The organism is Nonomuraea mangrovi, assembly GCF_042681425.1.
GTDB classification, from domain to species: Bacteria; Actinomycetota; Actinomycetes; order Streptosporangiales; family Streptosporangiaceae; genus Nonomuraea; species Nonomuraea mangrovi.
Genome location: NZ_JBHUFV010000024.1, coordinates 62,729 through 82,484, shown reverse-complemented (window position 1 = coordinate 82,484; position 19,756 = coordinate 62,729). Strand labels below are relative to the sequence as shown.

The window sequence follows — 19,756 nt, the reverse complement described above, 5'->3', positions numbered from 1 at the left end:
TGTTGACGAACATTTATATGCATGACAGCATGCACATGTCTTCGATCAACGAAAGGACTTCGTCATGACCGTTCTCGTCACCGGTGCCCGTGGCAGCGTCGCCCGCGCCGTCCTCGACCGCCTGCACGCCGCGGGCCACGCCGTCCGCGCCGCCAGCAAGAACCCCGCCGACCTGCGCCTCCCGGCGGGCGTCGAGGCCGTCGAGCTGGTCCTCACCGACCCCGGCACCTTCGAGGCGGCCCTGCACGGCGTCAGCCAGGTCTTCCTCTACCCCGAGCCCGAGGGTGTCGACGAGTTCCTGCGGACCGCCGAGGCCGCCGGCGTCAAGCACATCGTGCTGCTGTCCTCCTCCGCGGTCCTCGCGCCCGACGCCGAGCACAACGGGCTGGCCAGGCCCAGCTTCCTGGTCGAGCGCGCCCTGGCCGCCTCGAACCTCACCGCCACCGTCCTGCGCCCCGACGCCTTCGCCGGCAACGCCCTCGCCTGGAGCCACGTCATCCGCCGGCGGCTGCCCGTCCAGCTCGCCTACCCCGAGGCCGCCGTCGCGCCCATCCACTCCGCCGACATCGCCGACATCGCGGTCGAGGCCTTCACCGGCGACACCCTCACCGGCAGGACCGTGGTCCTCACCGGCGCCCAGTCGCTCACCTTCCGCGAGCAGCTCGCGATCATCTCGCGCGTGCTCGGCCGCGACGTCGCCGTCGAGCACATCACCCGCGCCGAGGCGGAGCGACAGCTCGTCCAGCACGTGCCCGCCGAGGTCGCGACCTCGCTGCTCGACTACTGGGCGACCGCGGCCGAAGGCCCCGCCCCCGTCGCCGACACCACAGAGACCCTCCTCGGCACCCCGGCGCGTCCCTTCGAACAGTGGGCGCGCGAGAACATCGCCGCCTTCTGACCCTCCCCGAAAGGCCCCCCGCACATGTCCACCCCGGCTCCCCTCGCCGCGCCGCGAGCCCCCTCGCAGGCGCGGTCCTGGGCCGTCCTCGCGGTCATCCTGGCCGCCGAAGTCCTCGACCTGCTCGACTCCACCATCACCACCATCGCCGCCCCCACCATCGCCGCCGACCTGGACGGCGGCGAGCCCCTCATCCAGTGGCTCGGCGCGGGCTACGCGCTGTCCCTCGGCGTCCTGCTCGTCGTGGGCGGCCGGCTGGGCGACCGGTACGGCAGGCGGAACCTGTTCCTCATCGGCCTGGCCGGCTTCACCCTCGCCTCCGTCGCCTGCGGACTGGCCCCCGCCCCGGCCGCGATCGTCGTCGCCCGCCTCGTCCAGGGCGCCTTCGGCGCGCTGATCATCCCTCAGGGCTTCGGCATCCTGTCCGCCGTCTTCCCCCGCGAGCAGCTCGGCAAGGTCTTCAGCGTCTTCGGCCCCGTCCTCGGCCTGTCCGCCGTCGCCGGCCCCATCCTTGCCGGACTCCTCATCGAGAGCTTCGGCTGGCGCGCCATGTTCCTCATCAACATCCTGCTCGGCGGCGCCGCGATGATCGCCGCCGTCAAGCTCCTGCCCAAGGACGACGGCAGGCCCGGCGCGTCATTGGACGGCCTCGGCTCCCTCTACCTCGGCGCCACCATGATCGGGCTGCTCTATGGCCTGATCGACGGCTCGGCACACGGCTGGACCCTCGTCCCCTGGCTCAGCATGGCCGCGGGGCTCGCCTTCTTCCTCCTGTTCTGCCGCCGCCAGGTCACCGCCGCCGCCCCGCTGATCGAGCCGTCCCTGCTGCGCAACCGCGGCTTCACCTCCGGCCTCGTGCTCGGCGTCGCCTTCTTCGCGGCCGTCTCGGGCCTGCTGTACGTGCTGTCGCTGTACCTGCAGCACACCCTGGGCTACAGCCCCAAGCAGGCCGCCTTCGGCCTCGCGCCGCTGGCCGCCGGCATCGTCATCGCCTCGGTCGCCTGCCACAGGCTCATCGGCAGGCTCGGCCGCAGGCTCATCCTCATCGGACTGCTCATCACTCTGGCGGGCACCACGCTCGCCCTCGTGCTGGTCTCCACCGGCTCACTGAACGGCTGGGTCGTCGCCCTGCCCGCACTGATCATCGGCCTCGGCATGGGCACCTGCTTCGGCACCGTGTACGACGTCACCATGGGCGACATCGACCCCGAACAATCCGGCAGCGCCAGCGGTTCCCTGGCCGCCGTCCAGCAACTGGCCAACGCGATCGGCGCCGCCGCCGTCACGACCGTCTACTTCCAGACCCATGCCGGCGGCGCGGCTCGCAGCCTCCTGGTGGTGGCCGCCGTCGTCCTGGTCTGCTGCGGCCTGGTCCGGCTCCTGCCCCGCAACGCTCGCCCCCACGGTTGATGTGATTTGCGTTGGAGCGCGCTCGAACTCCTAATGTCGCTTCCACCAGCGAAAACACCGCGTCGGCCACGTCGGCGAGGACCCTCCAGGAGGAAGCATGACCCGGGACGAGCGGTTCGAGAACGGCCTGACAATGCTCCGGCGGATCGACGGTGAGGCAGGCCAGAAGGTCATCGACTCTCTGGCCGACATCTCGCCCGAGCTCGGCCACCAGGTCGTCGCCTGGGCCTTCGGCGACATCTACACCCGCCCCGGCCTGCCGCTGCGGGACCGCCAGCTCGTCACGCTCGGCGCGCTCACGGCGCTGGGCGGCTGCGAGCCCCAGCTCGAGGTCCACATCAACGCCGCGCTCAACGTCGGCCTCACCCCGCAGGAGATCGTCGAGGTTCTCCTGCACTCCGCCGTCTACTGCGGCATGCCCCGCGCGCTCAACGCCACCTTCGTCGCCAAGAAGGTCTTCGCCGAGCGCGACCTCCTGCCGGTCACCGCCCCCTGACCATCCGGCCCACCGCCGCCGGCTCGCGGGTCGCCGCGGGAAGGTCGCGGTCGTCCGGAGCCCCGATCGGCCGCGGTCGTGCGGAGCCCGCCGCTCAGCCGCGGTCGCAGAGGGCGCGGTCGATCAGGTCGCCCGCGGCCTTCTCCTGCTCCAGCGAGCGCTTGTCGCCGAGCTGCGTGCTCATCGAGACCACGACGCTGCGCCTGCCGTCCGGCGTGACGCCCGTCCTGGCGCCATCGGGGTGGTCGCCGCAGGGGAGGGCGTGCTCGGGGCGCCCGGCGCGGGCTCACAGGCCTATCGCACCGTCGATCCGCTCACGGATCAGGTCGGCGTGCCCGTTGTGCCGGGCGTACTCCTCGACCATGTGGATGAGGACCCAGCGCAGCGACACCTTCCCGCGCCACGAGTCCTCGCCCACGATGTCGAGGGTGGGCGCGTCGGCCACGAACCGGTCGGCGAACGCCACCTCGGCGCGCCACGCCTCCCAGGCCGCGGCGACGACCGCGGGATCGGGCACCGCGCCGTCGAAGTCGTCGTCGGGGCTCGCCTTCGAGGAGAAGCGGGGCGGCGCGTCGTGCCCGGCCATCACGCGCCGGAACCAGCGGCGCTCCATGTCGGCCAGGTGCCGGACCAGTCCGAGCAGCGAAAGGGTGGAGGGCTCCACGGATCGCCGGGACAACTCCGCGTCCAGGCCCGCGCACTTCAACTCCATGGTCGCGCGCTGTGCTCCCAGGAAGTCGAGGAGCATGGTGCGCTCGTCGGCGGTGGCGGGTGCGCTGAACCGGCGATCGTCGTCGGCTCCGGTGAATATCTCGGCTCGTCTGCGGGGGCTCGTCATCTCTCCATGATCGACCCTGACCGCCCCTTCCGGGAGCCCCGTTGGCAGATCGCCGAGGTCATCGGCGTGCGGGACAGCGCGATCTACGCGCACTTCCCCGGCAAACAGGCCATCTACGACGAGCTGTTCGCCGAGGGGGGACCGCCCCAGCTCGAGGTCCTCGACGTCGACGTGGAGGAGCTGGCGGCGGCGGGGCCGCGGCTCGCGGTGCCCGACCTGATCGACAGGCTGGTGGCCGTGTGGTCGAGCCCGCGGATGCGGCTGTTCTCCAGCGTGGTGCTTCGCGACGGCTCGGGAGCCGGCGGGCTCGGGGGGCTGTCGCTGGCGATCGAGGACGCCAAGGACCGGCTGGAGCCCCTGTTCCGCCGTTGGCAGGAGGCGGGGCTGATCCGCGCCGACCTGGCGCCCCGGCAGCTGGTGTGGGAACTGTTCGCACCGCTGCAGGTGCCGCGCTTCCTCTTCCTGCGCGCCGACGCCACCGACGCCGACGTGGCCACCGCCCGGCGGGCGATCGACGACCACGTGGCCTTCTTCCTGACCTGCGTCACCCCATCGGGGAGAGAAGGTCCCTCCGAAGAAAGGATCTAGGCATGCTTCCAGTCGTGGAGGAGATGCGCGAGCGGCCTCTCGGTTACATCGCTCCCGATCTCAGCCCTGTCGGCCTCGAGCTCCACCCCCAGCAGCTCGGCGAGGGCGTGTACGCCCTGATGGCCAACCAGCTGCCGAAGGACAACAACGGCCTGGTCATCGGTGAGAAGGCGGCGCTGGTGATCGACTCGGGGATCACCCCCGGGATCGGGCGCCGCATCCAGGAGATAGCCGCCGAGCTCACCGACAAGCCGATCCGCTACCTGGCCAACACCACCTACCACGGAGATCACACCTTCGGGAACGCCGCCTTCGGCGACGACGTCACCATCGTCTCCTCGCGGCTCAACAAGGCCGCCATGACCAGCCTCGCCGCCGAGAAGCAGGTACGCCGGGACAGCATGTACGGCGACGCCGACGTCCTGGACGAGGTCGTCACCTGGCGCGGTCCCGACGCGGTGTTCGACAGGTTCTGCGAGATCGACCTCGGCGGCCGCGTCGTTCAACTGTGGCACTTCGGTCCCGGCAACGGCTCGGGCGACACTCTCGTGTATGTCCCCGACACCAGGACCGCCTGGGGAGGCAACTTCCTGGCACCGGCGGGGATCACGCCGATGCTCCTGATCGGCGACCCCCTGGGATACGCCCGCACACTGCGGTCCGTGAAGGCCACCCTCGACATCGACGTCATCGTCCCCGGACACGGCATGTACGGCGAGGCCGACCCCGGCATCAGCTGGTTGCTGACCTATCTGGAACGGCTCGCCTCGGCCGTGTCGGCCGGGTCCGAGGCGGGCAAGCCCGTCGAGCGGATGATGGAGGACATTCCGCTCCGCGACGCCCTGGAGCTCCCACCGAGCGCGCCCGGCGCCGACAGGATCGCCCTGCTCATGCGCTCCCTGCACCGGTTGAACATCCTGCTCACCTACCGCTGGCTGCACGGCACCAAGCTCTCCGGCGCGGCCTGACCAGCCCGTGTGAGGCGAGACGCCCAGTCTGTCCACATTGAGGCACAAGTGAGCCCCAAGTGATCGTTTCTAGGTTTCCTTTCGAGGTCCTCCACGGGACCTCAGTGAAGAGAAAGGAACGATCATGTCGAAGATCACTATTGACGACCTGCCCTTCGGCGGCGCCGAGTTGACCGACGCCGAGCTGGGCCAGGTGGCCGGTAGCCGTCGTAAGGAGTGGGTCGCCAGCGCCTGGACCCTCGACGACGTGCCCTACGAGTGGTGGCTGATCTAGGCGTCACCCGCTGGGAGATCGGTGCGGCGGAACGGTGCTCCCGTTCCGCCGCACCTCACGGAATGGGACCGGGCAGTGATTCTGATTCTGAGCAATCGCGAGGACGGCGCGGCCGAGCGCGTGCTGGCCGCGCTCACGCGGCGCGGAGCCCGGCTGATGGGGCAGGACCGCGCGGACGGCGACGGGATGCCGGTGGTGTGGTGGGATCCGGGAGAGTTCCCGCGGGAGAGCCGGATCACCGCGGCGTTCGGCGGCACCGGCGGCCGGCGGCTCCTGCTGGACACCGGCGCGCGGACGATCGACCTGGCCGATGTGACGGCCGTGTGGCGGAGCCGGCCGAGCGCCCCCGCCCCGGCCGAAGCGGTGGCCGACCCGGCGCACCGCGCCTACGCCGCGGTCCAGGCCGAGCTCATGCTGGACGGGGTGTGGAGCCTGCTGCCGGCGCGGTGGCTGCCGGGGCGGCGGGCCGACGAGCTGCGGGCGCACAACAAGCTCTTTCACCTGGCGCGGGCGATCGAGCTGGGCTTCACGGTCGCCGACACGACGTTCACCAACGACCCGGCCGAACTCGCCGACGCCTACGAGGCGGCCGAGGGCCGGTTGGTCGCCAAGCAGCTCACCGCGGAGGCGTTCCGGATCGACGGCGCGCAGCACCGCGCGTACACGACGGTGATCACGCGTAGGCACCTGACCTCCCGGCACCGGCTGCGGCACGCGCCCGTCATCCTGCAGCCGTACGTCGACAAGTCCGTCGAGCTGAGGGTGATCGTCGTGGGACGGCGGGTCTTCGCCGCCCAGATCGACGTGTCCGCCTCCCGGATGGCCAGGGACGACTCCCGCCACTACGACACCGACCGGGTCGCCTACGGCCCCTACGACCTGCCCGCCGAGGTGGCGCGGCGCTGCGCCCGGCTGGTCGCCGACGTCGGGCTGACCTACGCCGCGCTCGACCTGATCGTCACGCCCGGCGGCGACCACGTCTTCCTCGAGCTGAACTCCAACGGCGCGTGGGGACTCGTGGAGCTGTGGGCGGGGCTGCCGGTCAGCGACGCGATCGCCGACTGGCTGATGAACGGAGACAAGAGCTCGTGACCGCGTTCGCGACGGCCCTGGAGTCCGGGGCCGACCTGTTGTGCTCGCTGCCCAGGCGCAGATCGGGCGTCCCCGAGGCCCGGCTGGCCGCGGCCGAGTGGGCGGCGCGCCATCCGGCCGTGCGGGCGCGGCTCATCGTCGACCAGCGCCCCGGCACGCCCGTGGTGGACTACGACCTCGTCCTCGACCATCCGCGCGGCGGCACCGTCGCGCTGACCGCGCCGCCCGAGGACGGCCTGCCCTGGCTGGTCGACCACTCCACGCACTGGGCGGCGGGGCACCTGGTGACGGTCGACGACGTGCACGTGTCGGTGTCCCAGGCGCTGACCATGCTGCGCTCGCTGTCGCGCGGCGGGGCCACGCCGTACCAGGAGATCGTGGACCAGTGCCTGCTGGCCTCGGCGGTGGACGACACGCTCCCGGTGAGCGCGGCGGACCTGCAGGCCACGGCGGATGAGTTCCGGCGCGGGCGCGGGCTGCACGACAGGGCGGCGACGCTGGCGTGGCTGGAGTCGGCGGGCATGTCGGAGGAGCGGTTCGAGGCGTACATCACGGGGATCGCCCGGCGACGGCGCTTCCGCCTCGACAAGGAGGGCGAACTGGCCGCCGCCCGACTCGACGCGCGGCCCGGCGACTTCGCCCGGGTCAGGGCGGTGTGGGTCACCGGCGGCGAGCGGGTGCCCGCCGCGACCCCCGATGAGCTGTTCGGCCGGCTGGCCGAGCTCGGGGACGCGATTGTGACCGTGGGCACGCGTTTCGAGGGCGACCTGCCCGTGCCGCTGCGCGGCGCGGCGCCAGGCACGGTCGTGGGGCCGGTGCAGCTGCCGGACGGCGGATTCCTGACCGGCGCCGTGCTGTCCCGTACCCCCGCCGTCTCCGGCGACCCCGAGACGCTCGCCGCCGCGGGCCGCGCCGCGTTCGCCGACTGGCTGGCAGGGCGGCGGGCCGACGCCACCGTCGAATGGCACTGGTCGTGACCGGTCCGCGCGATTCCGACGAGCCGACCAGGGCCTACCGGGTGCCACGACCGCGTACGGCCGGCGTCGGCCCGCGCGGTGTCTACCGGGAGGAGGCGCTGCGCGGCCGGGCCGCCGCACGTGCCGCGGCCCGCCGGGTCCCTCTGGTGATCAGCGGTCCTTCGTTCGCGCTGCTCTGGGCCGTGGTGGCGCTCCTGGTCGCCGCCGGCGTCGCGCTGACCGCGCTGGCGCTCGGAACGCTGGGAGCGGGATCGTGAGGCGACGGTTCACTCCTGGAACCCTGGGAGGGGGATCGTGAGGCGACGGCTGCCCGTGCTCCTGCAGAACACCCCGACCGAGTGCGGCGCGGCGTGCCTGGCCATGGTGCTGTGCCATCACGGCCAGCGCACCGCCCTGCACGAGATCGCCGAGGAGCTCCAGGTCGGCAGGGACGGGCTCAGCGCCAAGGCGCTGGTCGACGGGGCCCGCGAACGCGGCCTCAAGTCGCGGGCCTTTTCGCTCGCGCCGCAGGACCTGGCGCACGTGCCGATGCCCGCCGTCGCGCACTGGGAGTTCAACCACTTCGTCGTCGTCGAATCCTGGTCGCACGACCGCGTCGACATCGTGGACCCCGCGCTCGGCCGGCGCCGGTTGAGCGCTGAGGAGTTCGGCGCCGGGTTCACCGGGGTGCTGCTCGCCTTCGAACCTGGCGAGGGGTTCAGGCGAGGCGCGTCGTCGATGGCGAGCGCCTGGCGGCGCGAGTTCGTGCGCACGCTCTTCCGGCGCCGCCGCGGCCTGCTCGCCCAGCTCGTGGGGGCGTCGCTGCTGCTGCAACTGCTGGGGCTCGCCCTGCCGCTGTTCTCCCAGGTGCTGATCGACAGGATCGTCCCTTCGCGCGGCGTCGAGGTGCTGTCCCTGCTGGGCGGCGCCGTACTCCTGGCGGGGGCGGCCCAGTTCGTCATCGGTTACCTGCGCGCGGCGTTGCTCGTCGCGGTACGGGCGCGAGCCGACCAGGAACTGACCGAGGGAGTCGTCGGGCACCTGGTGGCCCTGCCGTACCGCTACTTCTCCAGGCGCGGCAAGGGCGACCTGGTGACGAGGGCGGCCAGCGTGTCCACCTTGCGCGACATCCTCACCGGGCAGGTCGTGGCCGCGCTGCTCGACGGGCCGCTCGCCGTGGGCTACCTGGTGCTGGTCTTCGTCTGGGACCCGGCCTTCGGGGCGGCGCTGAGCGGCGTCGCCGCGCTGCAGGCCGGTCTGCTGCTGGCCACCACCCGCAGGGTCAACATGCTCGCCCAGCAGGAGCTCAACGCGCTGTCGGCCTCGCAGAGCAGCCTGATCCAGGCCATCAGCGGCATCGAGACGCTGAAGGCGTCAGGCGCCGAGCGGAGGGCGGTGGCGCAGTGGTCGGCGCACTTCACCCAGCAGCTCAACGCGGACGTGCGCAGCGGCCTCACCAAAGGACTGCTCGAGGCCGGGCTGTCGGCCATCCGGGTGATCGCGCCGCTCGGGCTGCTCTGGCTCGGCGCGTGGCGGGTGATCGACGGCCAGCTCACGGTGGGCGCGCTGATCGCGCTCAACGCGATCGCGCTCGGCGCGCTGACCCCGCTCGGCTCGCTCATGACGGGACTGCAGAGCCTGCAGCAGGTGGGCGCGCACTTCGACCGGCTCTCCGACATCCTGTCGGCCGAGCCGGAGCCGGCCGAGGGCATCGAGGTCCTGCGCCTGCGCGGCGCGGTCGAACTGCGCGGCGTGAGCTTCAGGCACGACCCGCGCGGACCCTGGGTGGTCAGGGACGTCTCGGTCGACATCAGGCCAGGGCAGAAGGTCGCCCTCGTCGGCGCGTCAGGATCCGGCAAGAGCACGCTGGCCAGGCTGCTGCTCGCTCTGTACGCCCCGGGAGCCGGCGAGATCCGCTACGACGGCGTCCCCGCACGTGAACTCAACCTGCGCACGCTGCGCCGCCAGTTCGGCGTGGTCACCCAGGACCCCTCGCTGTTCAACGGATCCATCAGGGAGAACATCGCGCTCAACGACCCCGACGCGCCGCTGGAGCGGGTCGCCGCCGCGGCCCACCTGGCCGCGCTCCACGAGGAGATCATGGCCATGCCGATGGGCTACGAGACCATGCTGACCGACGGCGGCGGGCTGTCCGGCGGACAGCGCCAGCGGCTGGCCCTCGCCCGCGCCATCCTGTCCCAGCCGAAGATCCTGCTGCTGGACGAGGCCACCAGCAACCTCGACAGCGCGACCGAGGCGCTCATCGAGGCCAACCTGAGCCGCCTCACCCAGACCAGGATCGTGATCGCGCACCGGCTGAGCACGGTCAGGGACGCCGACCTGATCCTGGTCGTCCACGGGGGACGCGTCGTCGAGCGCGGCACCCACGCCGAGCTGATGGCGTCGCGAGGCGCCTACGCCCGCCTCGTCGCCGCCCAGGCCGTACGCGCCTGATCAGCGTGACGGGTGCCGGTCCTGGAGTTCGCGAAGGATCGCGGCCTGCACCTTGAGATGCGCCCATGCCGAGCAGCACCAACGACGAGACGAGCCCGCCTGCGAAGGAGGCGACCAGAACCAGGAGATCGCCCGCGTCGCCCTGGAGTAGCGTTGCCGGCCGTGACGGACTTCATCTCCCTCCCCTTCTATGACCTGCTCCACGAGAACGGGCACGTGCCGGGGATCCGTGAGAAGCTCCCCCCGCTGCTCGCCGGGGTACGGCGCAGCATCCTGGAGATCGGAGCGGGAACCGGCCTGATCACCACGTCGCTGGCCGACTGGACACCGGCCGAGATCTTCGCGCTGGAACCCTCGACAGCCATGCGCGGGGTGTTGCTGTCCCGGCTGAGCGCGAGCCCGGAGCTGCTGCGGCGCGTGACCGTGCTTCCCTGTGACGCGCTGAGCGTGGACCTGAGCGAGCCGGTCGAGGCCATGGTGATGATCAACGTGATGTACGCCCTGGAGCCGGACTACCGCAGGAGGCTCTGGCCCGTGCTCGCGGCCCAGCTGGAACCCGGCGGACTCCTCGTCTTCACCTGGCGCGATGGCGGCCCCCCGTCGCCGCGCCCCCTCCAGGAGCTGGACTCCCGCCGGGTGGGGCGGCACACCTACGCCGTCCTGTCGGAGATTCTCGAGTCGGGTGAGGAGGCGTGCAAGGCCCGCTACCTCTATCGGATCACCGAGGATGACAAGGTGGTGAGCGAGGAGGAGATCGTCGGCCGGGCCTACCGTCCCGTGTGGGAGACGATCGAGGAAGAGCTGGTCACGGCGGGCTTCGTCCAGGCCGACGCGCCCGAAGGACTGCTCGCCTGGCGACTCGCCTGAGGCCCGGCCGCTCTCACCCGGAAGGAACCCCATGGCATCCACCACGCGCTTCCCCCTGGAACCCGCGCCCATCCCGTACCGCTCAGCGGCGGTAGCGGAAGTGAGGGATCGCTTTCACGGTGGCGTGCGTCGCGAAGGCGGCCTCGCCGCTGTCGTACTCCCACCACGCGTCTTCCAGCCGCGAATCGACGACGTTGCACGTGCTGCTGCGGGAATGGCCGCGCTTGATGGAGCCGAGATAGACGGCGCCCTTTCCCACGTAGCGTCCGTTGACCGTGAGGCGGCAGGTCCCGCCCACCCAGTCGATGGCGTATCGGCTGTTGTTCGTGATGGTGATGCGGATCTCGCACGCCGATTCACACCACCCGAAGCTGAGCTTGAGCCGTACACCGCCCACCGCGGCGGCGGCGGGGGGTGCGACCAGCGAGCCGGCGAGAAGAAGGCAACCTAAGAGTGCGACGAGTCGTTTCACGCATCCCCCCAAGAGGGCGCTCGGAGTAGGCCCCGCCAGGAGGGAGTCCCTGGCGCGGCGCACGAACGTGTCGGCGACATACGCAGCGTATGTCAGATACGTCTCGTATGCCACCGCCGGTACCGCACTCCTCGGAGGACAGCGCTAGAAGGACAGCGCGCGGCGCAGAGCCGTGGCGAGTTCGGCGAACTGCCGCTGGGACACCTCGGCGGAAAGGATGGCCTGCGATCCGTGGAACGTCCCCGGCCACTGGTGCAGCTCGACCGGGACGCCCGCCTCCAGCAGGCGCAGCGCGTACGCGATGCCCTCGTCGCGGAGCGGGTCGAACTCCGCCGTGGCGATGTAGGCGGGCGGCAGGTCCGACAGGTCGTCGGACCGTGCAGGGGCGGCGTACGGCGAGGCGGGCGCGGAGCCGAGATAGTGCCGCCACCCGGCGGCGACGTTCCGGCGATCCATCCGCGGCGTGTCGGTGAACAGCCGCGCCGACACCGTCTCCAGCCGATCATCGAGCACGGGCTGGTTGAGCACCTGGTACCGGATCGCCGGCCCCTGCTCGTCGCGCGCCCGCAGCGACACGGCGGCCACGATGCCCGCGCCCGCGCTGGTCCCGCCGACCGCGATCCTCGCCGGCTCGGTGCCGAGCTCCGCGGCGTGCTCGGCCGCCCAGGTCAGTACGGCGTAGGCGTCGTTCAGAGCGGCAGGGAACGGATGCTCGGGAGCCAGCCGGTAGCCCACCGAGATCAGCACGGCGCCCGAGGCGTCGGCGAGCCGGGCCGCCCAGGGGTGTTCGGTGTCCAGGTCGCCCGTGACGAAGCCGCCGCCGTGCAGCCAGACGACGGCGCCGTGCGCCTCCTTCGGCCGATAGATCCGAACCGGCACGTCCGGGTCGCCCGGGACCATGAGGTCCTCCATCTGCAGGCTCTCCGTGTCGGGCGCGGGAAGCGAGGCGACCAGCTGGGCGAGGCTTCTGCGCTCGGCGGCGGGGTCGGCCAGATCGGCTCGGGGGATGAACGGGATGAACGCTTCGAGTTCGGGATCCATGACAACCATCCTCGCGACAGCCTCCGCGGGGATCATCCGCCATCCGCCGGGTATTCGGCCGCGATCACGCGACGATCGCCGCATGTTCTCCTGTCACGCAGGCGTTCGCCGTACGGCTGTCGGCGGACTCTGTGGCGGAAGGCGCGCCGACGAGCACGGATCTCGTGACGTTCGACATGAGGACGGCCGCCTGGCGCGAAGGGTGGCATGCTGGGAGGCCGGCGATCACAAGGAGAGCAGCGATGACCCACCCCCTCGGCACGCAGCCCGCGCCCCTGCACACCCCTATCAGCACGGAGGAGAAGGTCAGGAGCGAGGCGAACTTCGCCCCCTTCGTCGCCCAGCAGCTCGTCGAAAACGGGCGGTTCAGGGTGAGCGCCGACACGCCGGAGTTGGTGGAGCTGTTCCAGGCGGTCGCCCACCGGGTGGGTGAGATGCTCCAGCGCCCTGTCGTCAGCTACGCCAACGGCAGGTACATGGTGATCACCTTCGGCGAGTAACCGGCTTCACCGGCCCGCTCGGCACAGCGGCGACCTTCCGGTCTCTAGACGCACGTCCAGCAATAGATCATCTGCTCTTCCGCCTGTGCCCGCCGGGCCAGACCTCTCAGCTCAGTGATCAGCGTCGTCAGGTAGCCGGCGTCAGGCGGCGTGAAGAACTCCTCGATCTGTCGCCACCGTTCGGCGAGCCGACCGTCTTCACGAGACCCACGCTGTACGGAACGTCCCTGATGAAGGCCTAATGACCAGGCGCTCGGGGTCGAGCTCGGAACGAGGGCGCAGGGGCGAACGCTCTCCGAAACGCGGGGCGCCCCGCCGGTCGCCGAGCAGGTGATCGGCGGCGGCGCCTGACCATGGCGGGACAGTACGCGCGCGACGAACAGGGTTCATGTCGCGAACGGACAAAGGCACCCCCTCCGACTTCTGCGTCCACGCCAACGGCAAACTCGGGACCGCCCTGTGATGCTTGCCGCCATGGGATATGCAGAGATCGTTTCCGCGATGGTCGCCGACCTGGCGGGGCCCGGCGAGCCCGGACTGGCCGTGGGCGTGTACGAGCAGGGGGACCTGGTGTTCACGGCCTCGGCCGGCGAGGCCTGCGTGGAGTTCGGCGTTCCCGTGGACGCGCGGACGCGGTTCGACATCGCCTCCGCGAGCAAGCAGTTCACCGCGGCGGCCGCGCTGCTCCTGGCGCGGGACGGCAAGCTCGACCTGGACGAGGGCATCCATGTCCACCTGCCGGAGCTGAGCCTGCCCGTCCCTGTCACGGTACGGCAGTGCCTCCAGCACACCGCCGGGCTGCCGGAGTGGTACTCCCTGGTGACGGTGGCAGGGATTCCGCTGTACGCGTGCTCCGAGGAGCGGCTCGTCGAGCTGTTCACCGGGCTGCGGACGCTCAACTACCAGCCTGGGACGGCGTTCTCCTACTCCAACACCGGGTACGTCCTGACCGCCGCCGTGATCAGGCGGATCACCGGGCAGTCGCTGAACGAGTTCGCCACCGAGCGGATCTTCAGGCCGCTCGGCATGAACGACACGCTGTTCCGCGACGACGTCACCGCCGTGCTGCCCCGGTTCGCGCCGGGCTACAACTCCGACAAGGGCCTGGTCAGAGCCGACACGGTGGAGAGCGCGGTCGGCGACGGCGGCCTGGTCACCAGCGTCAGCGACCTGGCCCCCTGGTTCGGATTCCTGGCCGACGGCCGGGTGCTCGGCGCCGACCTGCGTGACCAGCTCGTCGAGAACACCGCGTTCAAGTACTCCTTCGGCATCTACCCGATCAGGATCGGCGAACTGGACGGGTTCGGTCACGCGGGAGGCGTCCCCGGGTACCGCTCCCAGCTCATCTACGTCCCGTCCGCGGGGATCGGCGTCTCCCTCCTGTCGAACCAGTCCCGCCACGACCCGGTGGCGATCGCCGCGAAGGTCGCGAGGATCGTGACCGGCCAGCCGCAACCGGTCGTGGACGCCACTCCGGGCGACGCCGAGGCGCTGGCCGGGCACTGGTTCAACGAGATCACCGACGCGGCCGTCGAGATCGAGCTTTCCGACGGCGGGATCAGATTCCAGGGCGAGGAGTTCACCCACCGCGCCGACGGCGTGTGGCGCGACGAGTCCGCGACCGAGCTGTGGCTCGCCGACGGCCGCCTCATGATGGGGACCGAGCTGATCCCTGCCCGGCAGATCACGATGGTCCGCAGGGAGCCCGCGACGGGCGCGCGACTTCCCGAGGGGAGCTTCCGCAACGCCGAGATCGGCGCCACCCTCACGATCGCCGACGGGCGGCTCGTGACCACCGGACAGCCTTCCCTCCCTCTGACCCCCGTCTCCGCCGACGCCTGGCAGGCAGGTCCGCTTGTCACCCTCTACCTCGAGGGCGGCGACCTGCTCCTGTCCTCGCACGGCGTGCGCCGGATGCGGTTCACCCCCCAAGAGAAGTGAGTCCCCTATGGCACGAATAGCGGCCCTCGTGGCCCTGCTCCTGCTGACCGGATGCGCCACAACCCAAGCCGCCGCGCCCAAGGACACGCTGGTCTGGGCCACCTCCCTCCCGGTCCACACCTTCGACATCGCGCACGGCTTCGACACCTCGACCCTGGCCCAGTTCTCCGTGCTCGACACGCCGGTCACCCTGGACGGCAACGGCCAGGTCGTCCCGTCGCTGGCCGAGTCCTGGAAGGAGACCAAACCGGGCGTCTACGACTTCCAGCTCAGGAAGGGCGTGCGCTTCTCCGACGGCACGCTGCTGACCGCCGACGACGTGGCCTTCTCACTGAGAAGGCATCTGGACCCGAACGTCGCCTCCGAGGCGGCCAGCTACGTGGTGCATGTCAAGAGCGTGGAGGCCACCGGCGAGAACAGCGTCCGGGTCACGTTGCGCCAGCCGACCGCCGCCTTCCTGGCCGTCTCCGCGCTGGCCTGGCAGGTCGTGCCGCGCAAGCTGGCAGAGGCGCACCCCAAGGACCTGGGCAGCCCGCAGGTCGGCACGCTCGGCACCGGTCCCTACAAGGTTGCGAAGTTCTCGCTCACCGACGGCGTCACGCTGGTACGCAACGACCAGTACTGGGGCCCGAAGCCCGAGCTCGCCAGAATCGAGATCAGGACGATCAACGACCCGGAGGCGCTGCGCCTGGCGATCAAGCAGGGCAGCGTGGACGCGACCAGCGACGTGCCGATCCGTGACGCCCGCAAGTGGACCGGCATCCCCGGCGTCGCCACTGGCTTCTACCCGGCGAACTCGATCTTCTTCCTGTCGTTCGACGTGACCGACGGCCCGCTCAAGGACGTGCACGTCCGCCGCGCCATCGCCCACGCGATCGACAAGGACGCGCTGGTCAGGCTCGGTACCGGCGGGCACGGCTCCGCGGCCGCCGCGCTCCTGACCGCCCCGCAGCTCAAGACGCTCTACGGCGACAAGGGAAGCCCGCTCACCCGCACCTACCCGCATGACATCGGCAAGGCCAAGGCGGAACTCGCGCTGTCGCCGTACCCGGACGGCTTCGCCATGACCATCCCCTTCACGCCGAACAGTGAGGACGCCCTCACCATGCAGGCGATCATCTCCGACCTCGCCAAGATCGGCATCAGGATCACCGTCGAGTCCATGCCGGCCGACGCCTACCGCGCGCGGCTCATGTCCCACGACCGGGCCGGCATGCAGCTGCACCGCCTCGTCTACGGCACTCCCGACCCCGGTGAGGTCCTGCCCGACCTGCTCAGCCAGGCCTCCGCCGAGCCGCAGGGGTGGAATTTCGCGCTGTACGGCTCCGCCGCGCTGGACGCGGCCCTCGACCGGATGCTCACGACGTCGGGCCCCGCGCGTATCCCGCTGGTCGACACGATCCTCAACGAGGTCGCCGAGCAGGTGCCCTACGTGCCGCTGTACTACTTCGACGGTGCCTACGCGCTCAACGAGAGGTTCACCATCAAGGTGAACGCGTGGACGCTCGACATCTTCAGCGCGATCCGCATGGCGGGCTGACATGCCCATGGTGACGTTCCTCGCCCGCAGGGTCGCCGCGGCGGTACTCCTGCTCGGGCTGCTGTCGCTGCTGACCTACGGCCTGCTCGCGGTCGCCCCCGGCAGCCCCGAGCAGGCCCTGCTGGGCAGCAGGCCCTCCACCCCGGAGACCCGCGCCGCCATCCGCGCCGAGTTCATGCTCGACGAGCCCTTCGTCGTCCGGTACGGCCACTGGCTCGGCAACGCCGTCCATGGCGACTTCGGCAGCTCGGTGTACTCCCGTGAGCCTGTGAGCAGTGTGGTCGGCGAGCGGTTCTCCACCACCGCGGGGCTGGCCGCCTACGCGGTCGGGCTCACCCTGGTCGTGGCCATCCCCACCGGGCTGATCGCGGGCATGCGGCGGGGGAGCGGTCTCGACCAGGGCATCACCTCCGCCGCGCTGATCGCCACGTCGGTCCCGTCCTACGCCCTCGGCATCGCGTTGCTGTACGGCTTCGCCGTGGCCCTCGGCTGGTTCCCGATGTACGGGTCGGGTGACCTCGCGCACCTGACCCTGCCCGCGATCGCGCTGGCGGCCGGGCAGGCGGCGTTCGTGGTCCGGCAGACCAGGGCGGCGGCGCTCGACCTGGCGAACCAGGACTACCTGACCTTCGCCAGGGCGCGCGGGCTCGGCCGGCGCCGCATCTGGGTCAGCTACGCCCTGCGCAACGCCTCGCTCCCGGTCCTGACCGTCGGCGGGCTGCTGCTCGCGGCCAACCTCACGGGCGCCGTCTTCGTCGAGCGGGTCTTCAGCCTGCCCGGTCTCGGATCGCTGCTGATCCAGGCCGTAGGGCAGAAGGACATCCCGGTCGTGCAGGCGCTGGTGCTCCTCGGTGGGACGGTCGTGGTCGTGACGAACCTGCTGATCGACCTGGCCTGTCTGGCCGTGGACGCCCGGGTCAGGCACGGGGTGATCGAGGCATGAGAGACCGCGTCGTGCTCGGTTCGGCTCTCGCCGTACTGCTCCTGGCGGCGCTCGCGGCGCTGTTCGGCCCGCTGGTCGCGCCGTACGACCCGGGAGCGCAGAACCTGGATCTCGGCCCGACAGGACCGTCGGCCGGGCACTGGCTCGGCACCGACGAGCTGGGCCGGGACATCGCCTCCCGGCTCCTGGCCGGAGCGGGGACCGCCCTGTGGGGGCCCGTCGTGGGCGCCGTCGGGACGACCGTCCTGGGTACGGCCCTCGGCCTGGCCGCCGGGTACTACCGGGGCTGGACCGACGCGATCCTCATGCGGGTCACCGATCTGATGATCGCGCTGCCCGGCCTGCTGGTCCTGGTCGTGCTGGTGGGTGTGGTCGGCGGCGGCTACGTGTGGGCGGTCGCCGCGCTGATCGTGCTGTCGGCCCCCAACGACGTGCGGGTCATCCGCAGCCTGGTGTTCGCCCAGCGCGACCTCGCCTACGTGGAGGCCGCGAGGACGCTGGGACTGCGGTCCGGGCGGATCATGTTCCGGCACATCCTGCCGAACCTGGCCCCGACCGTGCTCGCCAACCTGTTGCTGACCTTCGTCGCCGCGCTCGTCGCGTTGTCCGGGCTGTCGTTCCTCGGCATCGGGCTTCCGCCCGGAACCCCCGACTGGGGGCTGATGATCGAGGAGAACCGCCGCCTGCTCGATCTCAACCCGTGGGCGTCGCTCGCGCCCGCGATCCTGATCACCGTCGCCGCGACCGCCGCCACCCTGCTCGGCGACGGGATCTTCGACCGGCTGTCCGCGAAAGGAACGCAGCGTGCTGGAGATTGAGGATCTGCGGGTCCGGCACGGCTCCAGGCTGATCGTCGACGGCGTCGACCTGGAGATCGCGCAGGGAGAGACCTACGGCCTGGTCGGCGAGTCGGGCAGCGGCAAGTCACTGACCGCCCGCGCCGTCGTCGGGCTGCTGCCGCGCGGTATCACCGCCTCGGGTTCCATCCGGTTCCGCGATGCCGCGCTGTCGGGGGAGAAGGCGTTCCACGCGGTGCGCGGGCGGCGAATCAGCCTGCTCATGCAGGACCCGTTCGCCATGCTGAATCCCCTCCGTACGGCGGGCCAGACCATCGCCGAGTCCGGTGGGGCCGTACGGGAACGCCTGAGGGAGGTCGGCATCGACGATCCCACCGTGGCCAAGCGGTACCCGTTCCAGCTCTCCGGCGGCATGCGGCAGCGGGTCGCTCTGGCCGCCGCGCTCGCCCGCGATCCCGAGCTGCTGATCGCCGACGAGCCGACCACCGCGCTGGACGCGACCATCCAGCACGAGATCATGGAGCTGCTCGGCCGGATCCAGCGGGAACGCGGCATGTCCGTGCTGCTCATCACCCACGACCTGCGGGTCGCCTTCACGCTGTGCGACCGCCTCGCCGTGATGTACGCAGGGCGGATCGTCGAGCGGGGCCCCGCCCGCGAGATCGCCGCAGGTCCCGCGCATCCCTACACCGCGGGGCTGCTGCGCGCGCTCCCGTCGGCCGAGCGGACCCTGGCCACGCTGACCGGAATCCCGGGCAGCGTCCCTCCGGCGAACACCGTCCAGGATCGGTGCGCCTTCCTCGAGCGCTGCGACCAGGCGGCTCCCGAGTGCGGGGAGGCGCGTCCCGCGCTGCGACCCGTCGCCCACACGCGGGAGAGCGCGTGTCTGCTTCCGGTACGGCCTGCGCCCGAAACGCCCACTGACGAGAGGCGCCCCCAGGCTGTCGGCGGGACGTTGCTGAAGGTCGACGGGCTGCGGAAGGACTACCGGGCCGTGCGGGCCGTGCGGGATGTCAGCCTGGACGTCGCGGCAGGGGAGAGCGTCGGGATCGTCGGGGAGTCGGGGTCCGGCAAGACGACGCTCGCCCGGTGCGTGCTGGGGCTGGTGACGCCGAGCGGCGGGCGGATCGCGCTCGGGACCGGGGACCGGCCCCGGCACCGGCTCGTGCAGTGCGTCTTCCAGGATCCCTACACCTCGCTCAACCCCGCCAGGTCGATCGGTACCACGCTGGCCGAAGCGGCCGCGCAGGGACCGGCCGACGATCGTCCCACCCCCTCCGACCTGCTGCGGCTGGTCGGGTTGCCCGCCGCCTACGCCACCCGGCGGCCCGGCGGGCTTTCGGGAGGCGAACGGCAGCGGGTGGCGATCGCGCGAGCTCTCGCCGTACGTCCTGCGCTGCTGATCTGCGACGAGCCGGTGGCGTCCCTGGACGTGTCGGTGCAGGCGCACATCCTTTCGCTGCTGCGGTCGGTGAACCGCGACCTCGGGACGAGCCTGCTGTTCATCACGCACGATCTGGCCGTGGTCCGGCAGGTCACCGACCGGCTGCTGGTCATGCTGAACGGGCAGGTGGTGGAGAGCGGGCCGACGGCGGACGTGCTCGACGACCCCCGGCACGACTACACCCGGCGGCTGATCGCCTCCCTCCCGGAAATCACGTTCGAAGGGTAGAAAAGGTAG

20 protein-coding genes are annotated in these 19,756 nt (G+C 71.2%); 17 read left to right on the top strand and 3 right to left on the bottom strand.

The genetic code is table 11. The features are described from left to right. Positions 1-64: 64 nt before the first annotated feature. The 3 genes from ACFSKW_RS16915 (at position 65) to ACFSKW_RS16905 (ending at position 2,804) form a co-directional block, all read left to right on the top strand. Complete coding sequence (locus tag ACFSKW_RS16915) at positions 65-898, top strand: SDR family oxidoreductase (RefSeq protein ID WP_379573202.1); 834 nt, start codon at positions 65-67, stop codon at positions 896-898. A gap of 24 nt (positions 899-922) precedes the next feature. Then, positions 923-2,308 carry a DHA2 family efflux MFS transporter permease subunit gene (locus ACFSKW_RS16910; RefSeq protein ID WP_379573201.1) on the top strand — a complete coding sequence of 462 codons (1,386 nt, stop codon included), beginning with the start codon at positions 923-925 and terminating at the stop codon, positions 2,306-2,308. Positions 2,309-2,405: 97 nt separating this feature from the next. Next, positions 2,406-2,804 (top strand): carboxymuconolactone decarboxylase family protein, encoded by a 399-nt coding sequence (locus tag ACFSKW_RS16905; protein ID WP_379573200.1) that lies wholly within the window; start codon positions 2,406-2,408, stop codon positions 2,802-2,804. Positions 2,805-3,090: 286 nt separating this feature from the next. On the opposite strand, the gene ACFSKW_RS16900 is transcribed toward ACFSKW_RS16905, so the two are convergent. After that, positions 3,091-3,642: a DinB family protein gene (locus ACFSKW_RS16900; protein ID WP_379573199.1), complete on the bottom strand. Its 552-nt coding sequence runs from the start codon at positions 3,640-3,642 to the stop codon at positions 3,091-3,093. 6 nt (positions 3,643-3,648) lie between these two features. Between ACFSKW_RS16900 and ACFSKW_RS16895 the strand changes: the two genes are divergently transcribed. The 8 genes from ACFSKW_RS16895 to ACFSKW_RS16860 all read left to right on the top strand — a co-directional run bounded on the left by ACFSKW_RS16895 (position 3,649) and on the right by ACFSKW_RS16860 (position 10,841). After that, the gene (locus ACFSKW_RS16895) at positions 3,649-4,230 is read left to right on the top strand and encodes a TetR/AcrR family transcriptional regulator (RefSeq protein ID WP_379573198.1); all 582 of its coding nucleotides are present in this window, start codon (positions 3,649-3,651) and stop codon (positions 4,228-4,230) included. 2 nt (positions 4,231-4,232) lie between these two features. Continuing rightward, entirely contained in the window at positions 4,233-5,198 is a 966-nt protein-coding gene (locus ACFSKW_RS16890; protein WP_379573197.1) for an MBL fold metallo-hydrolase, read from the top strand. A gap of 124 nt (positions 5,199-5,322) precedes the next feature. After that, the gene (locus ACFSKW_RS16885; protein WP_379573196.1) at positions 5,323-5,472 is read left to right on the top strand and encodes a putative ATP-grasp target RiPP; all 150 of its coding nucleotides are present in this window, start codon (positions 5,323-5,325) and stop codon (positions 5,470-5,472) included. Between the two features lie 75 nt (positions 5,473-5,547). Beyond that, positions 5,548-6,564, top strand: a complete 1,017-nt coding sequence (locus ACFSKW_RS16880) for an MvdC/MvdD family ATP grasp protein (RefSeq protein WP_379573195.1) — start codon at positions 5,548-5,550, stop codon at positions 6,562-6,564. Then, the gene (locus tag ACFSKW_RS16875) at positions 6,561-7,541 is read left to right on the top strand and encodes a TIGR04500 family putative peptide maturation system protein (RefSeq protein ID WP_379573194.1); all 981 of its coding nucleotides are present in this window, start codon (positions 6,561-6,563) and stop codon (positions 7,539-7,541) included. Before ACFSKW_RS16880 ends, ACFSKW_RS16875 begins: the two co-directional genes overlap by 4 nt. Continuing rightward, positions 7,526-7,798: a hypothetical protein gene (locus ACFSKW_RS16870; protein ID WP_379573193.1), complete on the top strand. Its 273-nt coding sequence runs from the start codon at positions 7,526-7,528 to the stop codon at positions 7,796-7,798. Before ACFSKW_RS16875 ends, ACFSKW_RS16870 begins: the two co-directional genes overlap by 16 nt. A 37-nt stretch (positions 7,799-7,835) precedes the next feature. Further along, the gene (locus ACFSKW_RS16865; protein ID WP_379573192.1) at positions 7,836-9,974 is read left to right on the top strand and encodes a peptidase domain-containing ABC transporter; all 2,139 of its coding nucleotides are present in this window, start codon (positions 7,836-7,838) and stop codon (positions 9,972-9,974) included. 162 nt (positions 9,975-10,136) lie between these two features. After that, the gene (locus tag ACFSKW_RS16860; protein WP_379573191.1) at positions 10,137-10,841 is read left to right on the top strand and encodes a class I SAM-dependent methyltransferase; all 705 of its coding nucleotides are present in this window, start codon (positions 10,137-10,139) and stop codon (positions 10,839-10,841) included. An 82-nt stretch (positions 10,842-10,923) separates the two neighbouring features. Here ACFSKW_RS16860 and ACFSKW_RS16855 read toward each other — a convergent pair whose 3' ends face one another. Continuing rightward, on the bottom strand, positions 10,924-11,427 hold the full coding sequence (locus ACFSKW_RS16855; RefSeq protein WP_379573190.1) for a hypothetical protein: 504 nt from the start codon (positions 11,425-11,427) through the stop codon (positions 10,924-10,926). A 30-nt stretch (positions 11,428-11,457) separates the two neighbouring features. Beyond that, positions 11,458-12,354: an alpha/beta hydrolase gene (locus tag ACFSKW_RS16850; protein WP_379573189.1), complete on the bottom strand. Its 897-nt coding sequence runs from the start codon at positions 12,352-12,354 to the stop codon at positions 11,458-11,460. Positions 12,355-12,596: 242 nt separating this feature from the next. Between ACFSKW_RS16850 and ACFSKW_RS16845 the strand changes: the two genes are divergently transcribed. The 6 genes from ACFSKW_RS16845 (at position 12,597) to ACFSKW_RS16820 (ending at position 19,747) form a co-directional block, all read left to right on the top strand. Then, positions 12,597-12,854 (top strand): hypothetical protein, encoded by a 258-nt coding sequence (locus ACFSKW_RS16845; protein WP_379573188.1) that lies wholly within the window; start codon positions 12,597-12,599, stop codon positions 12,852-12,854. 474 nt (positions 12,855-13,328) lie between these two features. After that, positions 13,329-14,795 (top strand): serine hydrolase domain-containing protein, encoded by a 1,467-nt coding sequence (locus ACFSKW_RS16840; protein WP_379573187.1) that lies wholly within the window; start codon positions 13,329-13,331, stop codon positions 14,793-14,795. Between the two features lie 7 nt (positions 14,796-14,802). Further along, entirely contained in the window at positions 14,803-16,335 is a 1,533-nt protein-coding gene (locus ACFSKW_RS16835) for an ABC transporter substrate-binding protein (protein ID WP_379573186.1), read from the top strand. Position 16,336: 1 nt separating this feature from the next. Beyond that, complete coding sequence (locus ACFSKW_RS16830) at positions 16,337-17,278, top strand: ABC transporter permease (RefSeq protein ID WP_379573185.1); 942 nt, start codon at positions 16,337-16,339, stop codon at positions 17,276-17,278. Beyond that, positions 17,275-18,096 (top strand): ABC transporter permease, encoded by an 822-nt coding sequence (locus tag ACFSKW_RS16825; RefSeq protein ID WP_379573184.1) that lies wholly within the window; start codon positions 17,275-17,277, stop codon positions 18,094-18,096. The genes ACFSKW_RS16830 and ACFSKW_RS16825 overlap by 4 nt, the downstream gene beginning before the upstream one ends. Beyond that, on the top strand, positions 18,083-19,747 hold the full coding sequence (locus ACFSKW_RS16820) for an ABC transporter ATP-binding protein (protein ID WP_379573183.1): 1,665 nt from the start codon (positions 18,083-18,085) through the stop codon (positions 19,745-19,747). The genes ACFSKW_RS16825 and ACFSKW_RS16820 overlap by 14 nt, the downstream gene beginning before the upstream one ends. Positions 19,748-19,756 lie beyond the last annotated feature (9 nt).

Excerpts from the sequence above, each read along its gene's own strand:
- ACFSKW_RS16900 (WP_379573199.1), bottom strand. The coding sequence starts at position 3,642 with ATGACGAGCCCCCGCAGACGAGCCGAGATATTCACCGGAGCCGACGAC.
- ACFSKW_RS16905 (WP_379573200.1), top strand. The coding sequence starts at position 2,406 with ATGACCCGGGACGAGCGGTTCGAGAACGGCCTGACAATGCTCCGGCGG.
- ACFSKW_RS16850 (WP_379573189.1), bottom strand. The coding sequence starts at position 12,354 with ATGGATCCCGAACTCGAAGCGTTCATCCCGTTCATCCCCCGAGCCGAT.
- ACFSKW_RS16835 (WP_379573186.1), top strand. The coding sequence starts at position 14,803 with ATGGCACGAATAGCGGCCCTCGTGGCCCTGCTCCTGCTGACCGGATGC.
- ACFSKW_RS16885 (WP_379573196.1), top strand. The coding sequence starts at position 5,323 with ATGTCGAAGATCACTATTGACGACCTGCCCTTCGGCGGCGCCGAGTTG.
- ACFSKW_RS16915 (WP_379573202.1), top strand. The coding sequence starts at position 65 with ATGACCGTTCTCGTCACCGGTGCCCGTGGCAGCGTCGCCCGCGCCGTC.
- ACFSKW_RS16870 (WP_379573193.1), top strand. The coding sequence starts at position 7,526 with ATGGCACTGGTCGTGACCGGTCCGCGCGATTCCGACGAGCCGACCAGG.
- ACFSKW_RS16845 (WP_379573188.1), top strand. The coding sequence starts at position 12,597 with ATGACCCACCCCCTCGGCACGCAGCCCGCGCCCCTGCACACCCCTATC.
- ACFSKW_RS16910 (WP_379573201.1), top strand. The coding sequence starts at position 923 with ATGTCCACCCCGGCTCCCCTCGCCGCGCCGCGAGCCCCCTCGCAGGCG.
- ACFSKW_RS16890 (WP_379573197.1), top strand. The coding sequence starts at position 4,233 with ATGCTTCCAGTCGTGGAGGAGATGCGCGAGCGGCCTCTCGGTTACATC.
- ACFSKW_RS16840 (WP_379573187.1), top strand. The coding sequence starts at position 13,329 with ATGGGATATGCAGAGATCGTTTCCGCGATGGTCGCCGACCTGGCGGGG.
- ACFSKW_RS16895 (WP_379573198.1), top strand. The coding sequence starts at position 3,649 with ATGATCGACCCTGACCGCCCCTTCCGGGAGCCCCGTTGGCAGATCGCC.
- ACFSKW_RS16830 (WP_379573185.1), top strand. The coding sequence starts at position 16,337 with ATGCCCATGGTGACGTTCCTCGCCCGCAGGGTCGCCGCGGCGGTACTC.
- ACFSKW_RS16825 (WP_379573184.1), top strand. The coding sequence starts at position 17,275 with ATGAGAGACCGCGTCGTGCTCGGTTCGGCTCTCGCCGTACTGCTCCTG.